The sequence below is a fragment of the Actinoplanes solisilvae genome, from assembly GCF_003999975.1.
Lineage (GTDB): Bacteria > Actinomycetota > Actinomycetes > Mycobacteriales > Micromonosporaceae > Actinoplanes > Actinoplanes solisilvae.
Window position 1 is genome coordinate 848,905 of the sequence record NZ_RJAC01000001.1, and the last position, 16,288, is coordinate 865,192.

Here is a 16,288-nt window from a genome sequence, read left to right on the forward strand (position 1 = left end):
AGTCCTTAGCGGAACCGGAGGGCGGTGGGGCCCTGGACCTTGGAGCCGCGACGCTGCTTAGCCGGCATGGCCGCCAGCTTCTCGCGAAGCTCCACCGCGTACGACGCCAGCGCCTCGACCAGGTCCGGCACGCTGGCGTGCTGGGGCTGGACGTCGACGCGCAGGCCGAACTCGGTGGCCGTCTCGGCGGTCTTGGGGCCGATGACCGCGACGACCGTGCGGGCGTGCGGCTTGCCGGCGATGCCGACCAGGTTGCGTACGGTGGAGGACGAGGTGAAGAGCACCGCGTCGAAACCGCCCGACTTGATCGCGTCGCGGATCTCGGCCGGCGGCGGCGCGGCCCGCACGGTGCGGTAGGCGGTCACGTCGTCCACCTCCCAGCCCCGCTCGATCAGGCCGGCGGCCAGCGTCTCGGTGGCAATGTCGGCGCGCGGCAGCAGCACCCGGCCGACCGGGTCGAGGATCTCGTCGTGCGGCGAGAACTCGGCCAGCAGGCCCTCGCTCGACTGGTCGTCGGCCGGCACGAGCTCGGGCTGGATGCCGAAGGCACGGACGGCCTCGGCGGTGGCCTCACCGATACACGCGATCTTCACGCCGCCGAAGTGGCGGGCGTCGAGACCGTGCTCGTCGAACTTCTCCCAGACCGCGCGGACCGCGTTGACCGAGGTGAAGACGACCCAGGCGTACCGGCCGTCGACCAGGCCCTTGACCGCGCGCTCCATCTGGGCCGGGGTGCGCGGGGGCTCGACCGCGATGGTCGGCACCTCGCACGGGATCGCGCCGTAGGCCCGCAGCCGGGCGCTCATCGCGCCGGCCTGCTCCTTGGTGCGCGGCACCAGGACCTTCCAGCCGTACAGCGGGCGGTTCTCCCACCAGCTCAGGGTGTCGCGCTCGGAGACCTCGGAGCCGACGGTCAGCACCACGCGCCCGGTGAAACCGAGGGCGGCGGCGACGAAGCTGTCGACCGTGGACGTGGTCGTGTACTGCGTCTCGCCGGTGCCGTCGCCGGTCACCGCGACCGGGGTGCCGGGCTCGACGCCCGCGGCGAGCAGGCCGTCACGCACCGCGGCGAGGTCGCCGGCGTCCACCGCGACCGCGAAGGAACCCTTGAGAGCGGCGGTGGCGAGAGCGTCGAAATCGAGAGCGGTGACGTCACCGACGTCGGCCGTGACCCGTACGCCGGGCAGGGGCACACCGGCGTAGGTGGCGACCCCTTCGGCCTGGCCGAGGCCGGGCACGACCTCGAAGTGCACCGCGGTGCGGGCGACCGCCTGCACCTCCTTGACCACGGACTCGCTGCCGAACGGGTCGCCGGCCACCAGGTGCACGGCGGACAGACCCGACTTGGCCGCGGAGAGCAGCACCTTGGCGACGTCGCCGGGCGCACCCTCGGCCGGGCTGAACTGCGCGTCGGCCTTGGCCTCGGCGCGGATCGCGGTCAGCAGGGACTCGGGGACACCTCGGTCGAAGACCACCTGGTCGGCATCGGTGAGCGCGGCGTGCGCGCGGCGGGTCAGCAGTTCCGGGTCGCCGGGTCCGGCGCCGACGAACGCGATGCGTCCTGCTGGCTTGCGGGCGGTGCGGGTGGTCATTCTGTGCTCCCGATCAGGGTGTCAGCGCCGGCGTCGAGAAGATCGGCGGCAAGAGCCTTTCCGATCTCCGCCGCGTCGGCGGGCGTTCCGGTGCGCGACAGCCGGATGTCTCGAACCCCATCCGGGCTGATCACCGCACCGCGCAGATAAATCTCGTCGCCGGTCTCGCCCTCGGCGAGCTCGGCGTAAGCCGCGACCGGAGCGGAGCACCCGGCCTCAAGCGTGGCGAGCAACGCCCGTTCCGCCAGGACGGCGGCCCGGGACGGTGCGTGGTCGAGCGCGGCCAGCAACTCGACCAGGTCGGCGTCGTCGGCCCGGCACTCCACCGCCAGCGCGCCCTGGGCAGGGGCGGGCAGCATGAGCATCGGGTCGAGCGTCTCGGTGATCTCGGCCGTCCGGCCGAGACGCGCCACGCCGGCCCGGGCGAGAACGACGGCGTCCAGATCGGCCTCGGGCCCTCTGACCCGGGCGATCCGGGTGTCGACATTCCCGCGGATCGGCGTGACCTGCAACTCTAGGCCCAAAGCCCGCAGTTGCGCGATTCGGCGCACCGCGCCGGTGCCCACGGTGGCCCCCGGAGGCAGCTCGGCGAGCAGCCGGTCACCCTTGGTGATCAGCACATCGCGCGGGTCCTGACGCGGCGGGATGGCCGCGATGTGCAGCCCGGGGTGGGCGGCGGTGGGCAGGTCCTTATACGAGTGGACGGCGAAGTCGATCTCGTTGGCGAGCAGCGCGTCGCGCAGCGCCGAGACGAAGACACCCACTCCGAGCTGGGCAACCGGGGCCGAGGAGCGGTCGCCGGTAGTGACGATGCGCACCAGCTCGACGGGGCGGCCGGTGGCGGCGGTCAGCGCGTCCGCGGTCTGCTGGGACTGGGCGAGCGCCAGCGCGCTGCCCCGGGTGCCCAGGCGCAGAGGCGTAGTCACCGTTCTCCTCCGATCTCGGGAACCGCGTTCGCCGGTGTGGCGTGCGGCACGTCCAGGTCGAACAGCTCGCGAAGCAGGGCGGCGTACTGGTCGCCACCGGGCTCGGCGGCGAGCTGGCGCACCCGCACGGTCGGCGAGTGCAGCAGTTGCTGAACGACGCGATGCAGCGTACGGGAAACGTCGGCTCGTTGCTCCTCGGTGAATTCCGAGCGGCGGGAGTAGAGCTTGCGCAGCTCGCCCGTGACGACGTCCTCGGCGCGGGTGCGCAGGGCGGCCACGGTCGGCGCGACCTCGGCGCCGCGCATCCAGCCGAGGAAGTGGTCGACCTCGCTCGCGACGATCTGTTCGACGGCGGAGGTCTCGGCGGCGGCCGGCATCGAACGGCGGGTGGCGGCCAGGCTGTCGATGTCGATCACGGTCACGCCGGGCAGGCCGGCCGCGTCGGGGGCGACGTCGCGCGGGACGGCCAGGTCGAGTACGACCAGGGGCGCGGCGGCCTCGAGACGGGCGCGGGTCAGCACCGGCTCGGTCGACGCGGTGGCCGAGACGACCAGGTCAGCGTCCTTCAACGCCGCGTCGAGCTCGTCGTAGGGAACGGCCACGGCACCGTACGCCTCGGCGAGCCGATCGGCCCGCGCGGCGCTGCGGTTGGTGAGACGCAGCGGCCCGACGCCGGCCCGGGTCAGGGTCGCGACCGACAGCGCACCCATCGCGCCCGCGCCGATCACCAGCGCCTTACGCCCGGTCAGGTCGCCCAGCTCGGCCTCGGCCACCTCGAGCGCGGCGGTCACCACGCTCTGCCCGGCCCGGTCGATGCCGGTCTCGGTGTGCGCCCGCTTGCCGACCCGCAGCGCCTGCTGCATCAGCTCGTGCAGCAGGCGGCCGGCCGTGTCGGACTCGGTAGCGGCGTGGTACGCGTCACGCAGCTGGCCGAGGATCTGGGACTCCCCCACGACCATCGAGTCGAGGCCGCTGGACACCTGGAACGAGTGCAGCACCGCCGCCTCGTCGTAGTGCACGTAGAGGTGACCGGCCAGCTCGGTGGCCGGGATGCCCGAGAACTCGGACAGGACGTTACAAATGTCGCCGAGGCCGCCGTGGAAGGTGCTGACCGCCGCATAGATCTCCACCCGGTTGCAGGTGGAGAGCACGACCGCCTCACCGATGAACGGCTGCGCGACGAGCTTCTCCAGCAGTCCGGGGACCGCGTGATCGGCGATGGCGAGCCGTTCGAGCGTGGCGACGTCGGCGGTGCGATAGGACGCACCGACGCTGAGGAGATTCACGACCCGACCGCCTCCTGATCGTCCGCCGTGGCGGACCGTCCGCCCGGCAGCGCGATCAGCGATGCCTTGCGGTGTTCATGGAAAGAGAGAATTTGCAGCTCGATAGCGAGATCGACCTTTCGGACGTCGACATTCGCAGGAACGGAGAGCACGCAGGGAGCGAAGTTCAGGATGCTGGTCACGCCCGCGTCGACGAGCACATCGGCCACGGCCTGAGCCGCCCCGGCCGGGGTGGCGATCACACCGATGGCGATGTTCTCCTCTACTGCGACCCGGCCGAGGTCTTCGATGTGACGCACGGTGAGACCGTCGACCTCCTCGCCGACCTTGGACGCGTCGGCGTCGAAGAGCGCGACGATCTTGAAACCGCGGCTGGCGAAGCCGTCGTAGCCGGCCAGCGCGTGGCCGAGGTTACCCAGCCCGACCAAGCAGACCGCCCGGCGCTGGTGGAGACCGAGAACGTACTCGATCTGCTCGATGAGCAGGGTCACGTCGTATCCGACGCCGCGGGTGCCGTACGACCCGAGGTGTGAAAGGTCTTTGCGAAGTTTGGCCGAATTGACCCCGGCGGCCGCGGCGAGACCTTCGCTCGAGATGGTGTCCGAGCCGGTATCGCCCAGGTTGTGCAGGGCGCGAAGGTATTCGGGCAGTCGGGCGATCGTCGCTTCCGGCAGATCCGGAAAGGCTGCGACGGCACCGGCGCGGTCGCCTGGGGCGTTGCCGGGCGTGCTTCCGTGACGCTGCTGGCTCATCTGACTCCGTGCCGACGAGGTGGCGAACCTGCTAACCCCCGGGCGCCTGGCTGGAACCGGCTGTGCTACCGGGGCTCTTCGCCATCAGAGAGTAGGCGCTTGTGAAGGCGTGCACAAATCGCGATCTTGGTAGTGCGGCTGGACAAAGATCATCCGGCGTGTTAGTAGCCCCAACCGGTCAAGTATGCCCGGCTTTTCCTGGCACCGACCACCCTCTTACAGGGTACGAGCGATGGTGACCGCTTCGACGAGAGTGTCCGCGACCGGACGACCCGAGGCACGCAGCCGGGTGGGGTCGGTGAAGCCGCCCGTGTAGAGCACGACCGCGCCGCCCACCGACTCGGCCGCGTCGGCGTCGTCGAGCGAGTCGCCGATCAGCACGACCTGGTCGCCGGCCAGCCCCAGCCCGGCCAGATGCTCGGCGAGATGGCCGGCCTTGAGGTGCCCGCCGAGCTCGGCACGCAGCCCGTCGACCCGGGTGAAGACACCGGCCAGACCGTACGTGTCGATAGCCGGCACCAGCTCGCTGTGGAACCACATGGACAGCAGCGACTGGGTGCCCGACCACTGCTTGAGCGCCGCCGACGCGTCGGCGGCCAGCGTCATGTCGGTCAGACCGAGCCGGTACGCGTCGTGGAAGATGCGGTCGAGCTTGCCGAACTCCTCCTCGTCGACCGCACGCTCGAGGATCTCGGCGTAGAACTCGGCCACCGGGCGGCGGAACAGCCGGCGGTGCTCGTCGGCGTCGACCGGGCGCCCGCCGACGGACGTGAAGGCCTCATTCGTCGACGAGACGACCAGACTCAGGTCATCGAGGAGAGTGCCGTTCCAGTCCCAGACAAGGTGAGTACGCGTCACGGCGAACAACCTACCGCCGGGGCTCCCCGGGCTGTCGCGCCAGATCGCTCAGCAGCCGGCTCTCCTCGACCCGCCAGTAGCCGTGCTCGGCGCCGTCGAGCAGCACGACCGGCACCCGGTCGCCGAAGTCACGCTCGAGCTCGACCGACGACTCGACGTCGACCCGGATCCACTGACCAGGAAGGATCCGGTCGAGGACGACCTCGGCCTCCTCGCACAGGTGGCATCCGTCGCGGCTCACCAATGTCACTCGGCTCATGTTCCACCGGTTTCTTTCTGTTTCCGCTGCGGGTCAACTCAGCAATTCTCGCTTGCGGATCTTGCCGGTGGGCGAGTGGGGAAGTTCACGGACCAGCTCGACGCTCGGCAGCTTGAACCGGGCGAGCTGGGCCGCGCAGTAGACCTGCAGCTCAGCCGGGGTGGGAGCGGGGTCGATGGCGGCCACCACGAAGGCGTGCGGCCGCTGCCCCGACTCGTGATCAGGCACACCGACCACCGCCGACTCGGCGACCCCGGGGTGCGAGCCGAGCACCCGCTCGATCTCGGCCGGATAGACGTTGAAGCCGTGCACCAGGATCAGCTCGTCGACCCGTCCGACCAGGTGCAGGTCGCCGTCGGCGTCGGCGTAGGCCACGTCGCCGGTTGCCCACCAGCCCTCCGCGTCGGGTCCGCCGTGCCCGTCGGGCCAGTAGCCGGAGAAGAGGTTGGCGCCGCGCACCACGATCTCGCCCGGGTCGGTGCCGGCCACGTCCTCGACGGAAAGGTCGAGCTCGGCCAGGTCTTCCTCGGGCGAGGCGGTGCCGTCCTCCCAGAGCACCTGCCCGGCCGCCGAACGCAGTCGCAGCGACACTCCGGGCAGCGGGCGGCCGATCGAACCGGGCTTGCCGCGGTCGCTCACGGCCGTCGTCGCGAGCACCGGGGCGGTCTCGGTCAACCCGTACCCGACCAGGACGCTTTTGCCGGTCGCAGCACTGAACCGGGCCATCTCGTCGGGGGCCAGCGGGGCCGCGCCGCAGACAGCGGTGCGCACGCCGCGCAGCGCGATCTCCACGTCGGGCTGCCGTGACCAGGCCGAATACATGCCTGGCACGCCGACCGCGACGGTCACCCCGCGCTCGGCGATCGTCGCGAGGGAGGCAGCCGGGTCGAACCGGTCGATCAGGACCCCGGTCGCGGCGTGGCGCGCGACCGAGCCGAGCCCGGTGTTGAGCCCGTAGGCGTGGAAGAGCGGCATCGCCAGCAGCACGACGTCGTCGGGGCCGACCACCGGCGGGTCGATCGCGTCGAGCTGGTCATGGTTGGCGGCGAGCGCCGCGTGGGTCAGCATCGCGCCCTTGGGCCGCCCGCTCGTCCCCGAGGTGTAGAGCAGTACGGCCAGGTCGCCGCCGGACACCGCGGGCAGGTCACCCCGCGCACCTTCGAGATCAAACTCCGGGCGTACGCGAGGCGGCCCGGACGACCCCGGACGATCACGCGCGTCCTCGGCCACGATCAGCGCCGCACCCGAGTCGGTGATCGCGAACTCGAGCTCGTCGGCGGTGTAGGCCGGGTTGAGCGGCACGGCGACACGCCCCGCGCGCAACACGCCGAAATACGTCGCCACGAACTCGGGTGAGTTGGCGAGCACGATCGCGACGCGGGCGCCGGGCGGCACCAGCCCGGCGATGCGGTGCGCCGCCGCGGTGGTTCGCCGATCGACGTCTGACCAGGTCAGCACGGTTTCACCGGTGATCAGCGCGGGGCTGTCGGGCCGGTTCGCGGCGGCCCCGGCGACCGGGTCGCGGGCTGCTTCGTCCACGAGGCACGAGTCTGGCACAACATCCACCGGAAGTGGACGGCGCACAGCCAGTCCGTTGCCGGAACACCCGTGTCGGTCATCGTGGCAGACGTTCCTTGTGTCGCGTCTGCGCCACTTCGTACTATTTTTGCGCAGCGCACACAATGTGCGACTCCGCGTGTTCGGTGTCCGTGATACTTCGCGTCTGAGTAACGGACTCCACAGCCCTGGGTGAGGTCGGTCGGCAGGATTGCGGGCCACTTCACCCGTTTTGCTATGAGTGATCACCCCTCATCCCGAGGAGGCCGCTGTGCCACAAAAAGCACGGAACCACTGCGAATCCCTGTCTGGCGGGACGGATCAGCAGTCGAAGCAGAGCCGCCGGGTTGAGGAGGCGCAGTGAGTCATGTTTACGCCGGGGACCCGCACCAGCGCTGGATCGCCGACGGTCTGACCGGCCTCGTCAACACGATCCGGGGGGACGGACCCAAGCGCACCCGCAACCGCCCCCACGTGAACGAGTCGCCGGGTCACCGCCTCCCGCCGACCGGCAACGCCAAGCCGATGCCCGGAGGCGGCCGGGTGGCCGTGCCCGGCCGGCCGCCGATGCCCGCGCAGCCCACCGCCGGGCAGCGCAGCAACCTGGGCGACACCGCGCCCGGCGAGACGACCGTGGTCGTGCCGGCCCAGAGCACCACCGGCCCGCAGCGCGACTCCGAGCCGCCCAAATACCCGGCCCGCCCGGACCCGTCGGACGCCGCCGCCGAAGTATGGGCGTTGGTCGAGCGGGCCCAGGCCGGCGAGTCCGAGGCGTTCGGCCTGATCTACGACCGGTACGTCGACACGGTGTTCCGCTTCGTCTACTTCCGGGTCGGTAACCGGCAGCTCGCCGAGGACCTCACCTCGGACACGTTCCTGCGCGCGCTCAAGCGCATCGGCAGCTTCACCTGGCAGGGCCGCGATCTGGGGGCCTGGCTCGTCACCATCGCCCGCAACCTGGTCGCCGACCACTTCAAGTCGGGCCGCTACCGCCTCGAGGTAACCACCGGCGACGTGCTCGACGCCGACCGCGAGGCCCGTGGCCCCGAGGGCAGCCCCGAGGCCTCGGTCGTCGACCACATCACCAACGTCGCCCTGCTCACCGCGGTCAAGCAGCTCAACCCGGAGCAGCAGGAGTGCATCGTGCTGCGATTCCTGCAGGGCTTCTCGGTCGCCGAGACCGCCCAGACGATGGGCAAGAACGAGGGTGCGATCAAGGCCCTGCAATATCGCGCGGTCAGAGCGCTCGCGCGACTCCTCCCGGACGGATTCCAGATGTGAGAGGGGGCTTGCCTGTGTCGATCTCCATTACCCGATACCGGCCGTTCACCCCCGTAACCGGGGAGGCGTGTCGCGCGTTTGTCCGAGTGCGACCCCGGGCGGCCCTGCCGGCCACCGGCTTCGTCGCGACCGCCGGCGATGCTGCCGGCGAGACATTCACGAGCGAGGGGAGGTGCCCGCGGTGAACTTCGACTTCTTTGACCGCCGGAGCGCCGAGCGCTTCGCGGAGCTTCTCGACGAGAGCACCGGCGGCCGTCGGCACCACAGCCGCGGCCCGGCCGATGAGCAGCTCGCCGAGCTGGTCGCCATCGGCAGCAGCCTGGCCGCGACACGTCCGGGAGCACGGGTCGAGCCCGAGTTCCGCACCGGGCTGCGGGCCATGCTGGTCGCCACCGCCGAGCGGGACGGCATCGGCCGTACCGCGGCAGCCGCCGAGGAGGAGTCCGTCACCGGGCGTCCCGCGGCGGTCCGGGCCGGCACGACCGCCGGTCGGCTGCGCCACGGACTTCTCGGCCATGGCGGCCGCATCCGGGCCAGAGGCGCGATCGTCATCGGGGTCGCCGCCGGCGCGCTGGCGGTCTCCGGAATCTCCGCGGCTAGCGAGAACGCATCACCGGGCGACGCCCTCTACGGGGTCAAGCGCTCGACCGAACGAGCCCAGCTGGCGATGGCCGGCTCGGACGTCACCCGGGGACAGCTGTCCCTGGACTTCGCCCGCACCCGGCTCGCCGAGGCGGTCGCCATGCCCGGCAACGACGCCGGATTCGGCGCCGTGCTCGACGACATGGACGCCGACACGCGTAAGGGCGTCAAACTGCTCACCACGTCGGCGGTGGCCCGCAAGGACAGCAAGCCGCTGACCGCCATCGACACGTTCGTCGAGGGTCAGCGCCGCACGTTGACACCGGCGCTGTCCAAGCTGTCCCCGGCCAACCAGGAGCGGGCACAGACCTCGACCACGCTGCTCGACTCGGTCAGCAGAAGGGCCGAGAGCCTGCGTACGGGGTTGGAGTGTGACAACGCGGCCGCGGCCGGGTCGGACACGCTCGGGCCCAAGCTGAAGAACTGCTCGACGCACGACAACTCGGCCGACGAGACCCCGTCGCGTTCACCGGGACACAGCGGCAGCCGGGTCGTCACCCGACCCGGCGGCCAGGACGACGTCAAGGAACCCGCGCCGAGCGACTCGGCCGTGGCTCCCTCGAAGAGCGCCGACGCCGTTCCGCCGGCCCAGCGCAAGCCCTCGACCTCGCCCGACCTGCCGCTCGGCGGAACGCCGCTGCAGTCGGACGAGCCCGGCGACGCCACCCCGGACCCGACCGGCGAAGCGGACGATCCGCTCGGCGGGCTGCTGGGCAACCTCTTCGGGAGCAAGTAGCCGGAAGTGCGCGAAGACGTGGCGAGGGGCGGTTGCCGGGTGTTACCGGTGCCGCCCCTCACTCGTCACTATAGGCGCAGACGGCGTCACTCTCCACCAACCGCCCATCAGAGTCCGAAGGGGTCGGGCCGCTTCTCGAGAAGTTCCAGCAGCGTGGCCTGGATGGTCTCGCGCACCTGGTCGGCGAGGTTGTAGACGACCATCGGATCGTCGGCGAGGTCGGTCAGGTGCTCGGTGGGGATCGGCGGGCAGAACTGGATCATCCACTTGCTGGGCAGCGGCACCAGGCCCAGCGGCCCCAGCCAGGGGAAGGTCGGCGTGACCGGGAAGTAGGGCATGCCGAGCAGCCGGGCCAGCGGCTTGACGTCGGCGAGGATCGGATAGATCTCCTCGGCGCCGACGATCGCCACCGGCACGATCGGGGTGCCCGTGCGCAGCGCCGCCGAGACGAACCCGCCCCGGCCGAAGCGCTGCAGCTTGTAGCGGTCGGCGAAGCGCTTGCCGATGCCCTTGAAGCCCTCGGGGAAGACGCCGACCAGCTCACCCGAGCTCATCAGGCGCTCGGCGTCGGGGTTGCAGGCCACGGTCGCGCCCGACTTGCGGGCCAGTTCGCTGACGACCGGCATGCGGAAGACCAGGTCGGCGCCGAGCAGCCGCAGGTGGCGTTCTTGCGGGTGCTGGTCGCGGATGGCGACGCCGAGCATCAACGCGTCGAGTGCGAGCGTGCCCGAATGGTTGGCGACGACCAGGGCCCCACCGTCGGCGGGCACGTTCTCGATGCCGAACACCTCGGTGCGGAACCAGTCGCGGTAGAGCACGCGCAGCAGCGGCTGGAACACCGCGTCGGTCAGCTCGGGGTCGAAACCGAACTCGTCGATCTCATAGCCGCCGGTCAGACGGCGACGGACGAAGGCGAGGGCGCCGGCCACCCGTTCGTCCCAGACGTCGATGGCGTCAGGCGAAGGCGCGGGCGGCTCGGACGGCTCGGGGTGAGGGTGGTGCCCGTTCCCGTTCATGGTCGGCACCTCCGGGATCGGCCGGCGTCCGTTGACCCGCACCGGCTCGGCCGGCCGGGGCAGGGTGAAGTCGGCGTGTCCCGGCAGCATGCCCCGGAATTCGTCCTGGCTCAACGCGAGTCACCTCCGACGCCGCTGCGCACCCGGCGGATCCCGTCGAGGATGGCATGTTCGGCCGCGGCGAGCCGGTCGGCGGTGATGGACGAGCCGTTGGCGTGGCCCTTGATGAAGTCGTCGAAGGCCGCGGCCGTGCTGCGCGGGATGAAGCCGAACTCGCCGACCAGGCGGGTCGTGTCGACCACGCGGCCGTGCACGAACAGGTCGATCTGGTCGAAACCGATCTGGCCCACGCCGAGGTTGCGGGCGAGCCCGGCGAACGTGGAGAGCGTGCCCTCGGGCAGCGGGAACGAGATGCGCCCGGCCCGGCGGATGGCCTGGGAGAGCGAGAGAATGCCGGCCCCGGCGACGTTGAAGGTGCCCGGGTGCTCCTCGATGACCGAGCGGTGCAGGATCTCGAGGGCGTCGTCGACGTGGACGAACTGGAGCCGGGCGTCGCGGCCGAGCACGGTCGGCACGACCGGCTGCGCGAAGTAGCGCGTCAGGGTCGTGTCGGCGGTCGAGCTGATGAAGGGCGCGAAGCGCAGTACGGTGGCCGCGACCTCGGGACGCCGGCGGCGGAAGCCACGCACGTAGCCCTCGATGTCGAGGATGTCGCGCGCGAACGACCCGCGGGGCACGGCTCGCGGTTCGGTGTCCTCGGTGAACACGCCGGGGTCGCGAAAGGACGCGCCGTAGGCGGCCGTGGAGGAACGCACCACGAGCTTGCGCAGGCGTGGTGCGGCCTGGGCGGCGGCGAGCAGCTGCATCGTGCCGATGACGTTCTGCTCTTTCATCGCGGCACGGCCGTGCTGCGCGTCGGGCGCGCTGGTCACCGCGAGGTGCACGACCGCCTCGGCGCCCAGATCAGCGATGGCGCCGGACGCCGCGCGAGCGTCGGCCCGGATCAGCTCGACGTCGGCCAGCAGCTCACGAAGAGCCGTGGGCGGGTCGTGCGGATCCAGGCCGACGACACGGTCGACCCGAGAATCTGCGGCGAGACGAGCGGCCACCCGGGCGCCGAGGTAACGGCTGACTCCGGTGACCACGACGACGCTGGGCGGAGAGGTCACGCAGGCGAACCTTCCGATGCGTACGGGTGCGTTATCGAGCGGCAAGTGCCCACCCTGCCGGGGTTCAACCCCGGCAGTGGGTCACTTGCCCAGACGACGACGCTGGACGCGGGTCTTGCGCAGCAGCTTGCGGTGCTTCTTCTTCGCCATACGCTTGCGGCGCTTCTTGACCACGGAGCCCATACGGAAAACCTCTCGAAACCTGGTGGGTCGGAGCGAGCGCGCCAGCCGGCGCCACCCTTTCTCCGATCTGAATCGACGGCCCCGTGCGCGAGGCGCGCGGGAACCAACCGCACCAGCGTACCGGCCCGGCCTCGGCCGAACCAAAACGGCCCCGCTGACTGAGGTTCATTCAGGGCCGACCTTGATCCGCACTCAGCCTCCGGTCAGGCGGTCAGGTCTTCACCGCCCTGAATTATCCTCACCGCCTAGGCAGTCTGCGAGAACGCGCCGCGCAGGTACTCGTGAACAGCGTGCTCAGGCACACGGAACGACCGCCCGACCCGGACAGCCGTGAGGTCACCCCCGTGCACCAGCCGGTAGACCGTCATCTTGGAGACCCTCATGAGGGCGGCCACCTCGGCCACGGTCAGGAACCGCACCTCCGAGAGCTTTTCCTCGGTCTGGGCTGGACCTGTCATCTCGTCGCACCGATCCTTTCGCAGGCGCAGCCGCGGCGACGGATAGGCGACCTTGGCGGTCGAGCGACGCGGCGGAGAACGTGCGTGTCATCAGAACGGTATCGATACGGCTGTGACCAACGCGATGCGTTCCGTGAAAATGGTCAGAAAAAGTCAAGGCCGACACGCCGGTTCTGGTGCGTTTTAGACCGAATTGTTGCCGCTGAGGCGACTACCGCCCCAGAAGTGCTCGTCCGAGAACGGCCACGTTGCCCGGACGCTGGGCGAGCCGGCGCATCACGTAGCCGTACCACTGTGTCCCGTACGGCAGGTAGACGCGCACGACCGAGCCGCCGGCCGCCAGCCTCGCCTGCTCCTCGACGCGGACGCCGTGCAGGAGCTGGAACTCGTACTCGTCGGCGGTGCGGTCGAACCAGCGGGCCCGGTCTTCGGCGATGGCGATCAGGCGGGGGTCGTGGGTGGCGATCATCGGGTAGCCCTCGCCTGACATCAGGACGTTGAGGCAGCGTACGAAGGATTTGTCGATGTCGAGGGGGGACTGGAACGCCACCGACTCAGGCTCGGCATAGGCGCCCTTGCAGAGCCGCACCCGGGAGCCGGCGGCGGCCAGCTCGCGGCAGTCGCCCTCGGTGCGGCGCAGGTAGGCCTGCAGCACCGCTCCCGTGCCCGGGTAGTCCTTGCGCAGCTCGGTGAGGATCTCGAGGGTGGAGTCGGTGAGGGTGTGATCTTCAGCGTCGAGCGTCACGGTCGTGCCCGCCTCGGCCGCAGCCGCGCAGATCGCGTGGGCGTGCTCGTGGGCCATCGCCTCGTCGAGCCGCTGGCCCAGCGCCGAGAGCTTGACGCTGACCTCGCCGGCCGGGGTCAGACCGGCGCCCTTGAGCCGGCCGAGCAGCCCGCGGTATTCGTCGCGGACGGCCACCGCCTCCTCGGCGCTCCGGGTCTCGGCCGCAAGGTGTTCGAAGGTGAGAGTCAGACCGTCGTCGGCCAGCGCGCGGCCGGTGCGCAGCGCCTCGTCGACGTCGTCGCCGGCGACGAACCGGGCAGCGACATTTTTACTGACGGGCGCGGAGGAGACGAGCCGCCCTAGACGGTCCGAACCGGCGGCTGCCAGAAGCAGGTGACGGAGCATGACCCGAGCGTATCGTCCGGAACACCCGGTATCGCGACCGTGCCACCACCCGCCTCGGAGGGCGTAGTCAGCCGCATTGCTTATGTTCCCCCCGGCCCAGGTGCGGCTACCTTTGTCGGGTGAACTTCGATGCGTACGCCCGGACCGCGGTCGACCTAGTCAACGCGGAGATGGGCGATCTCGCCGGGTTGCAGGCGCTGTTCGTCGACGAGCAGGGCTGGATGCGCGACGAGGTCGTCGAGAAGGATGTCGCGGTCTTCCGCCGCGCCCAGCGCCGGCTGCGTGACGTCTTCGAATACGGGACGTCCGGCCGCGACGGCGAAGCGGTCACCGAGCTCAACGCGCTGCTCGAGCAGTTCCCCGTGCAACCGCGCATCTCGGGCCACGACGCCTCCGACTGGCACATGCACGTGACCAGCCGCGGTTCGTCGGTCAGCGCCGAATACCTGGCCGGAGCGGTCTGGGGCCTGTCGGTGTGGCTGTGCGAATACGGCAGCGCCCGCTTCGGCATCTGCGCCGACGAGCGCTGCGGCAACGTCTATCTCGACACGTCGTCGAACAACTGCCGCCGCTTCTGCTCGGAACGCTGCGCGACCCGCTCCCACGTGGCCGCCCACCGCGCCCGCAAGCGCGCGGCCAGCCTCACCCCCGCGTAATCGCCGGGGTCGCCTTCTCGGCCGGCGCGAGGTGGCGGCGGGCGAAGTCGAGGGATTCCTGCAGGTCGGCCACGCGGACGGCGCGGCTCGCGGCCTTGCGGGTCGAGACCTCGAGCGCGACCGAGCCGGTGAAGCCGCGGGCCGAGAGCGAACGCAGCAGCTCGGCGCAGGGCTGGTTGCCCCGGCCCGGCACCAGGTGCTCGTCGCGGCCCTCGCCGGTGCCGTCGCCCAGGTGCACGTGCTTGAGGCCGGCGCCCATCTTGTCGGCCATGCCCAGCGCGTTGATGCGCGACGCGGCACAGTGCGAGAGATCGAGCGTGTACGCGTCGAAGCCGGTCTCGGTCGGGTCCCAGCCCGGGGTGTAGGGCACGAACCAGCGGCCGGCCATCTTCACCGGGAACATGTTCTCGATCGCGAACGCGAGGTCGGGGTGCTGCGCCTGGATCTTGGCGAGGCCGGCCGCGAAGTTCTTGGCGTAGTCGCGCTGCCAGCTGAACGGCGGGTGCACGACGACCGTGGGGGCGCCGAGCGTCTCGGCGAGCTGGGCGGCGCGGCGGAGCCGTTCCCACGGGTCGGGGCTCCAGACCCGCTGGGTGACCAGCAGGCAGGGGGCGTGCACCGAGAGCACGGGCATGTCGTAGTGGTCGGCCAGACCTTTCAGCGCGCCGGCATCCTGGCTGACGGCGTCGGTCCACACCATGACCTCGATGCCGTCGTAACCGGTCGTGGCGGCCAGTTCGAACGCGGCGGCCGTCGGCTCGGGGAACACCGACGAGCTGGACAGGAGCACGGGGACGCGGGAACTCACGTGGTCAAGCGTAGACCCGTTTGTCGCGCAGGCAGTCTCCTCGACCGGGTATATACGTTCATACCGGGCGTCGGGGGAGGCTTCCCGCGTTCACGCGCGTACGCTGGCCCAGGTGAGCCGCCGTAGCCAGATCCGCATCACCCTGGACCCCGCGGCAGCCGCCCGCGCGGCCGAGGTCGACCTCGACTTTCCTCGTGAGTGGATCGAGTTCTTCGACCCCGACGACGAGAAACACCTGGTGCGGGCCGACCTCACCTGGCTGCTGTCGCGCTGGACCTGTGTCTTCGGCTCGGCCTGCCACGGCATCGTGGCCGGGCGGGCGCAGGACGGCTGCTGTTCGCACGGCGCGTTCTTCACCGACGCCGACGACGAGAACAGGGTGAAGGCGGCCGCCGCCAAACTGACCCCGGAAACGTGGCAGCACCACCGCAAGGGGTTCAAGAACTACACCGAGCTCGACACGATCGACGGCTCCAAGCCGGCCCGCCGCACGGCGATCCAGTCCGAGGACGGGCCCTGCGTCTTCCTCAACGACGCCGACTTCGCCGGTGGCGGCGGCTGCGCCCTGCACGCCCAGGCCCTGCGCGACGGCCGGCACCCGCTGGAATACAAGCCCGACGTCTGCTGGCAGCTGCCGGTGCGCCGCGAGCAAGACTGGATCAAGCGCCCCGACGGTACGAAGCTGCTGCAGTCGACGCTCACCGAGTTCGACCGGCGCGGCTGGGGCCCGGGCGGGCACGACCTCGACTGGTGGTGCACCTCGTCGCCCGACGCCCACGTGGGCACCGACCCGATGTACGTGTCGTACGCCCCTGAGCTGACCGCCCTGATCGGCCAGGCAGCGTACGGGAGATTGGCCGAGCTCTGCGACGCACGGCTCAAGGCGGGCCTGGTCGCCGTGCACCCGGCCACCGTCAAGGCGGCGGCCCCGCACGAGCGTGGCGGACGCGAGCCCGCCACGCCCCCGAATTCGTAGGGCT

Annotated in this window: 17 protein-coding genes; 4 read left to right on the forward strand and 13 right to left on the reverse strand. The window is 70.8% G+C overall.

What is annotated here, in order from left to right; genetic code table 11:
- Positions 1-5: 5 nt before the first annotated feature.
- From EER30_RS04050 to EER30_RS04080, 7 genes are all read right to left on the reverse strand, one after another.
- Complete coding sequence (locus tag EER30_RS04050) at positions 6-1,592, reverse strand: bifunctional uroporphyrinogen-III C-methyltransferase/uroporphyrinogen-III synthase (RefSeq protein WP_127498339.1); 1,587 nt, start codon at positions 1,590-1,592, stop codon at positions 6-8.
- The gene (hemC, locus tag EER30_RS04055; RefSeq protein WP_127498341.1) at positions 1,589-2,518 is read right to left on the reverse strand and encodes a hydroxymethylbilane synthase; all 930 of its coding nucleotides are present in this window, start codon (positions 2,516-2,518) and stop codon (positions 1,589-1,591) included. The genes EER30_RS04050 and hemC overlap by 4 nt, the downstream gene beginning before the upstream one ends.
- Positions 2,515-3,804 (reverse strand): glutamyl-tRNA reductase, encoded by a 1,290-nt coding sequence (locus tag EER30_RS04060; RefSeq protein WP_127498343.1) that lies wholly within the window; start codon positions 3,802-3,804, stop codon positions 2,515-2,517. The genes hemC and EER30_RS04060 overlap by 4 nt, the downstream gene beginning before the upstream one ends.
- Positions 3,801-4,556, reverse strand: a complete 756-nt coding sequence (locus tag EER30_RS04065) for a redox-sensing transcriptional repressor Rex (RefSeq protein ID WP_127498345.1) — start codon at positions 4,554-4,556, stop codon at positions 3,801-3,803. Before EER30_RS04065 ends, EER30_RS04060 begins: the two co-directional genes overlap by 4 nt.
- A gap of 216 nt (positions 4,557-4,772) precedes the next feature.
- On the reverse strand, positions 4,773-5,414 hold the full coding sequence (locus EER30_RS04070) for an HAD family hydrolase (protein ID WP_127498347.1): 642 nt from the start codon (positions 5,412-5,414) through the stop codon (positions 4,773-4,775).
- A 10-nt stretch (positions 5,415-5,424) separates the two neighbouring features.
- The gene (locus EER30_RS04075; protein ID WP_127498349.1) at positions 5,425-5,673 is read right to left on the reverse strand and encodes a glutaredoxin family protein; all 249 of its coding nucleotides are present in this window, start codon (positions 5,671-5,673) and stop codon (positions 5,425-5,427) included.
- Positions 5,674-5,706: 33 nt separating this feature from the next.
- Positions 5,707-7,212, reverse strand: a complete 1,506-nt coding sequence (locus EER30_RS04080; RefSeq protein WP_240669734.1) for an AMP-binding protein — start codon at positions 7,210-7,212, stop codon at positions 5,707-5,709.
- 417 nt (positions 7,213-7,629) lie between these two features.
- Between EER30_RS04080 and EER30_RS04085 the strand changes: the two genes are divergently transcribed.
- Together EER30_RS04085 and EER30_RS04090 are read left to right on the forward strand one after the other, a co-directional pair.
- A complete protein-coding gene (locus tag EER30_RS04085; protein WP_240669850.1) occupies positions 7,630-8,511 on the forward strand; it encodes an ECF subfamily RNA polymerase sigma factor, BldN family in 882 nt (293 codons plus the stop codon).
- A 181-nt stretch (positions 8,512-8,692) separates the two neighbouring features.
- The gene (locus EER30_RS04090; protein ID WP_240669735.1) at positions 8,693-9,889 is read left to right on the forward strand and encodes a DUF5667 domain-containing protein; all 1,197 of its coding nucleotides are present in this window, start codon (positions 8,693-8,695) and stop codon (positions 9,887-9,889) included.
- Positions 9,890-9,996: 107 nt separating this feature from the next.
- On the opposite strand, the gene EER30_RS04095 is transcribed toward EER30_RS04090, so the two are convergent.
- The 5 genes from EER30_RS04095 to EER30_RS04115 all read right to left on the reverse strand — a co-directional run bounded on the left by EER30_RS04095 (position 9,997) and on the right by EER30_RS04115 (position 13,844).
- Positions 9,997-11,019, reverse strand: coding sequence for a lysophospholipid acyltransferase family protein (locus EER30_RS04095; RefSeq protein WP_205650101.1), 1,023 nt, complete (start codon positions 11,017-11,019; stop codon positions 9,997-9,999).
- On the reverse strand, positions 11,016-12,074 hold the full coding sequence (locus EER30_RS04100) for an NAD-dependent epimerase/dehydratase family protein (protein WP_127498357.1): 1,059 nt from the start codon (positions 12,072-12,074) through the stop codon (positions 11,016-11,018). The genes EER30_RS04095 and EER30_RS04100 overlap by 4 nt, the downstream gene beginning before the upstream one ends.
- 81 nt (positions 12,075-12,155) lie before the next feature.
- Positions 12,156-12,257 (reverse strand): 30S ribosomal protein bS22, encoded by a 102-nt coding sequence (locus EER30_RS04105; RefSeq protein ID WP_007465623.1) that lies wholly within the window; start codon positions 12,255-12,257, stop codon positions 12,156-12,158.
- A gap of 245 nt (positions 12,258-12,502) precedes the next feature.
- Positions 12,503-12,715 carry a helix-turn-helix domain-containing protein gene (locus EER30_RS04110; protein ID WP_127498359.1) on the reverse strand — a complete coding sequence of 71 codons (213 nt, stop codon included), beginning with the start codon at positions 12,713-12,715 and terminating at the stop codon, positions 12,503-12,505.
- A 211-nt stretch (positions 12,716-12,926) separates the two neighbouring features.
- A complete protein-coding gene (locus EER30_RS04115; protein ID WP_127498361.1) occupies positions 12,927-13,844 on the reverse strand; it encodes a proline dehydrogenase family protein in 918 nt (305 codons plus the stop codon).
- A 119-nt stretch (positions 13,845-13,963) separates the two neighbouring features.
- Between EER30_RS04115 and EER30_RS04120 the strand changes: the two genes are divergently transcribed.
- Positions 13,964-14,500, forward strand: coding sequence for a CGNR zinc finger domain-containing protein (locus tag EER30_RS04120; protein ID WP_127498363.1), 537 nt, complete (start codon positions 13,964-13,966; stop codon positions 14,498-14,500).
- Here EER30_RS04120 and EER30_RS04125 read toward each other — a convergent pair.
- Positions 14,487-15,308, reverse strand: coding sequence for a sugar phosphate isomerase/epimerase family protein (locus EER30_RS04125; protein WP_127498365.1), 822 nt, complete (start codon positions 15,306-15,308; stop codon positions 14,487-14,489). The two genes, EER30_RS04120 and EER30_RS04125, sit on opposite strands and share 14 nt — an antisense overlap.
- A gap of 112 nt (positions 15,309-15,420) precedes the next feature.
- Here EER30_RS04125 and EER30_RS04130 point away from each other — a divergent pair, with 112 nt between their 5' ends.
- A complete protein-coding gene (locus EER30_RS04130; protein WP_240669736.1) occupies positions 15,421-16,284 on the forward strand; it encodes a DUF3109 family protein in 864 nt (287 codons plus the stop codon).
- Positions 16,285-16,288 lie beyond the last annotated feature (4 nt).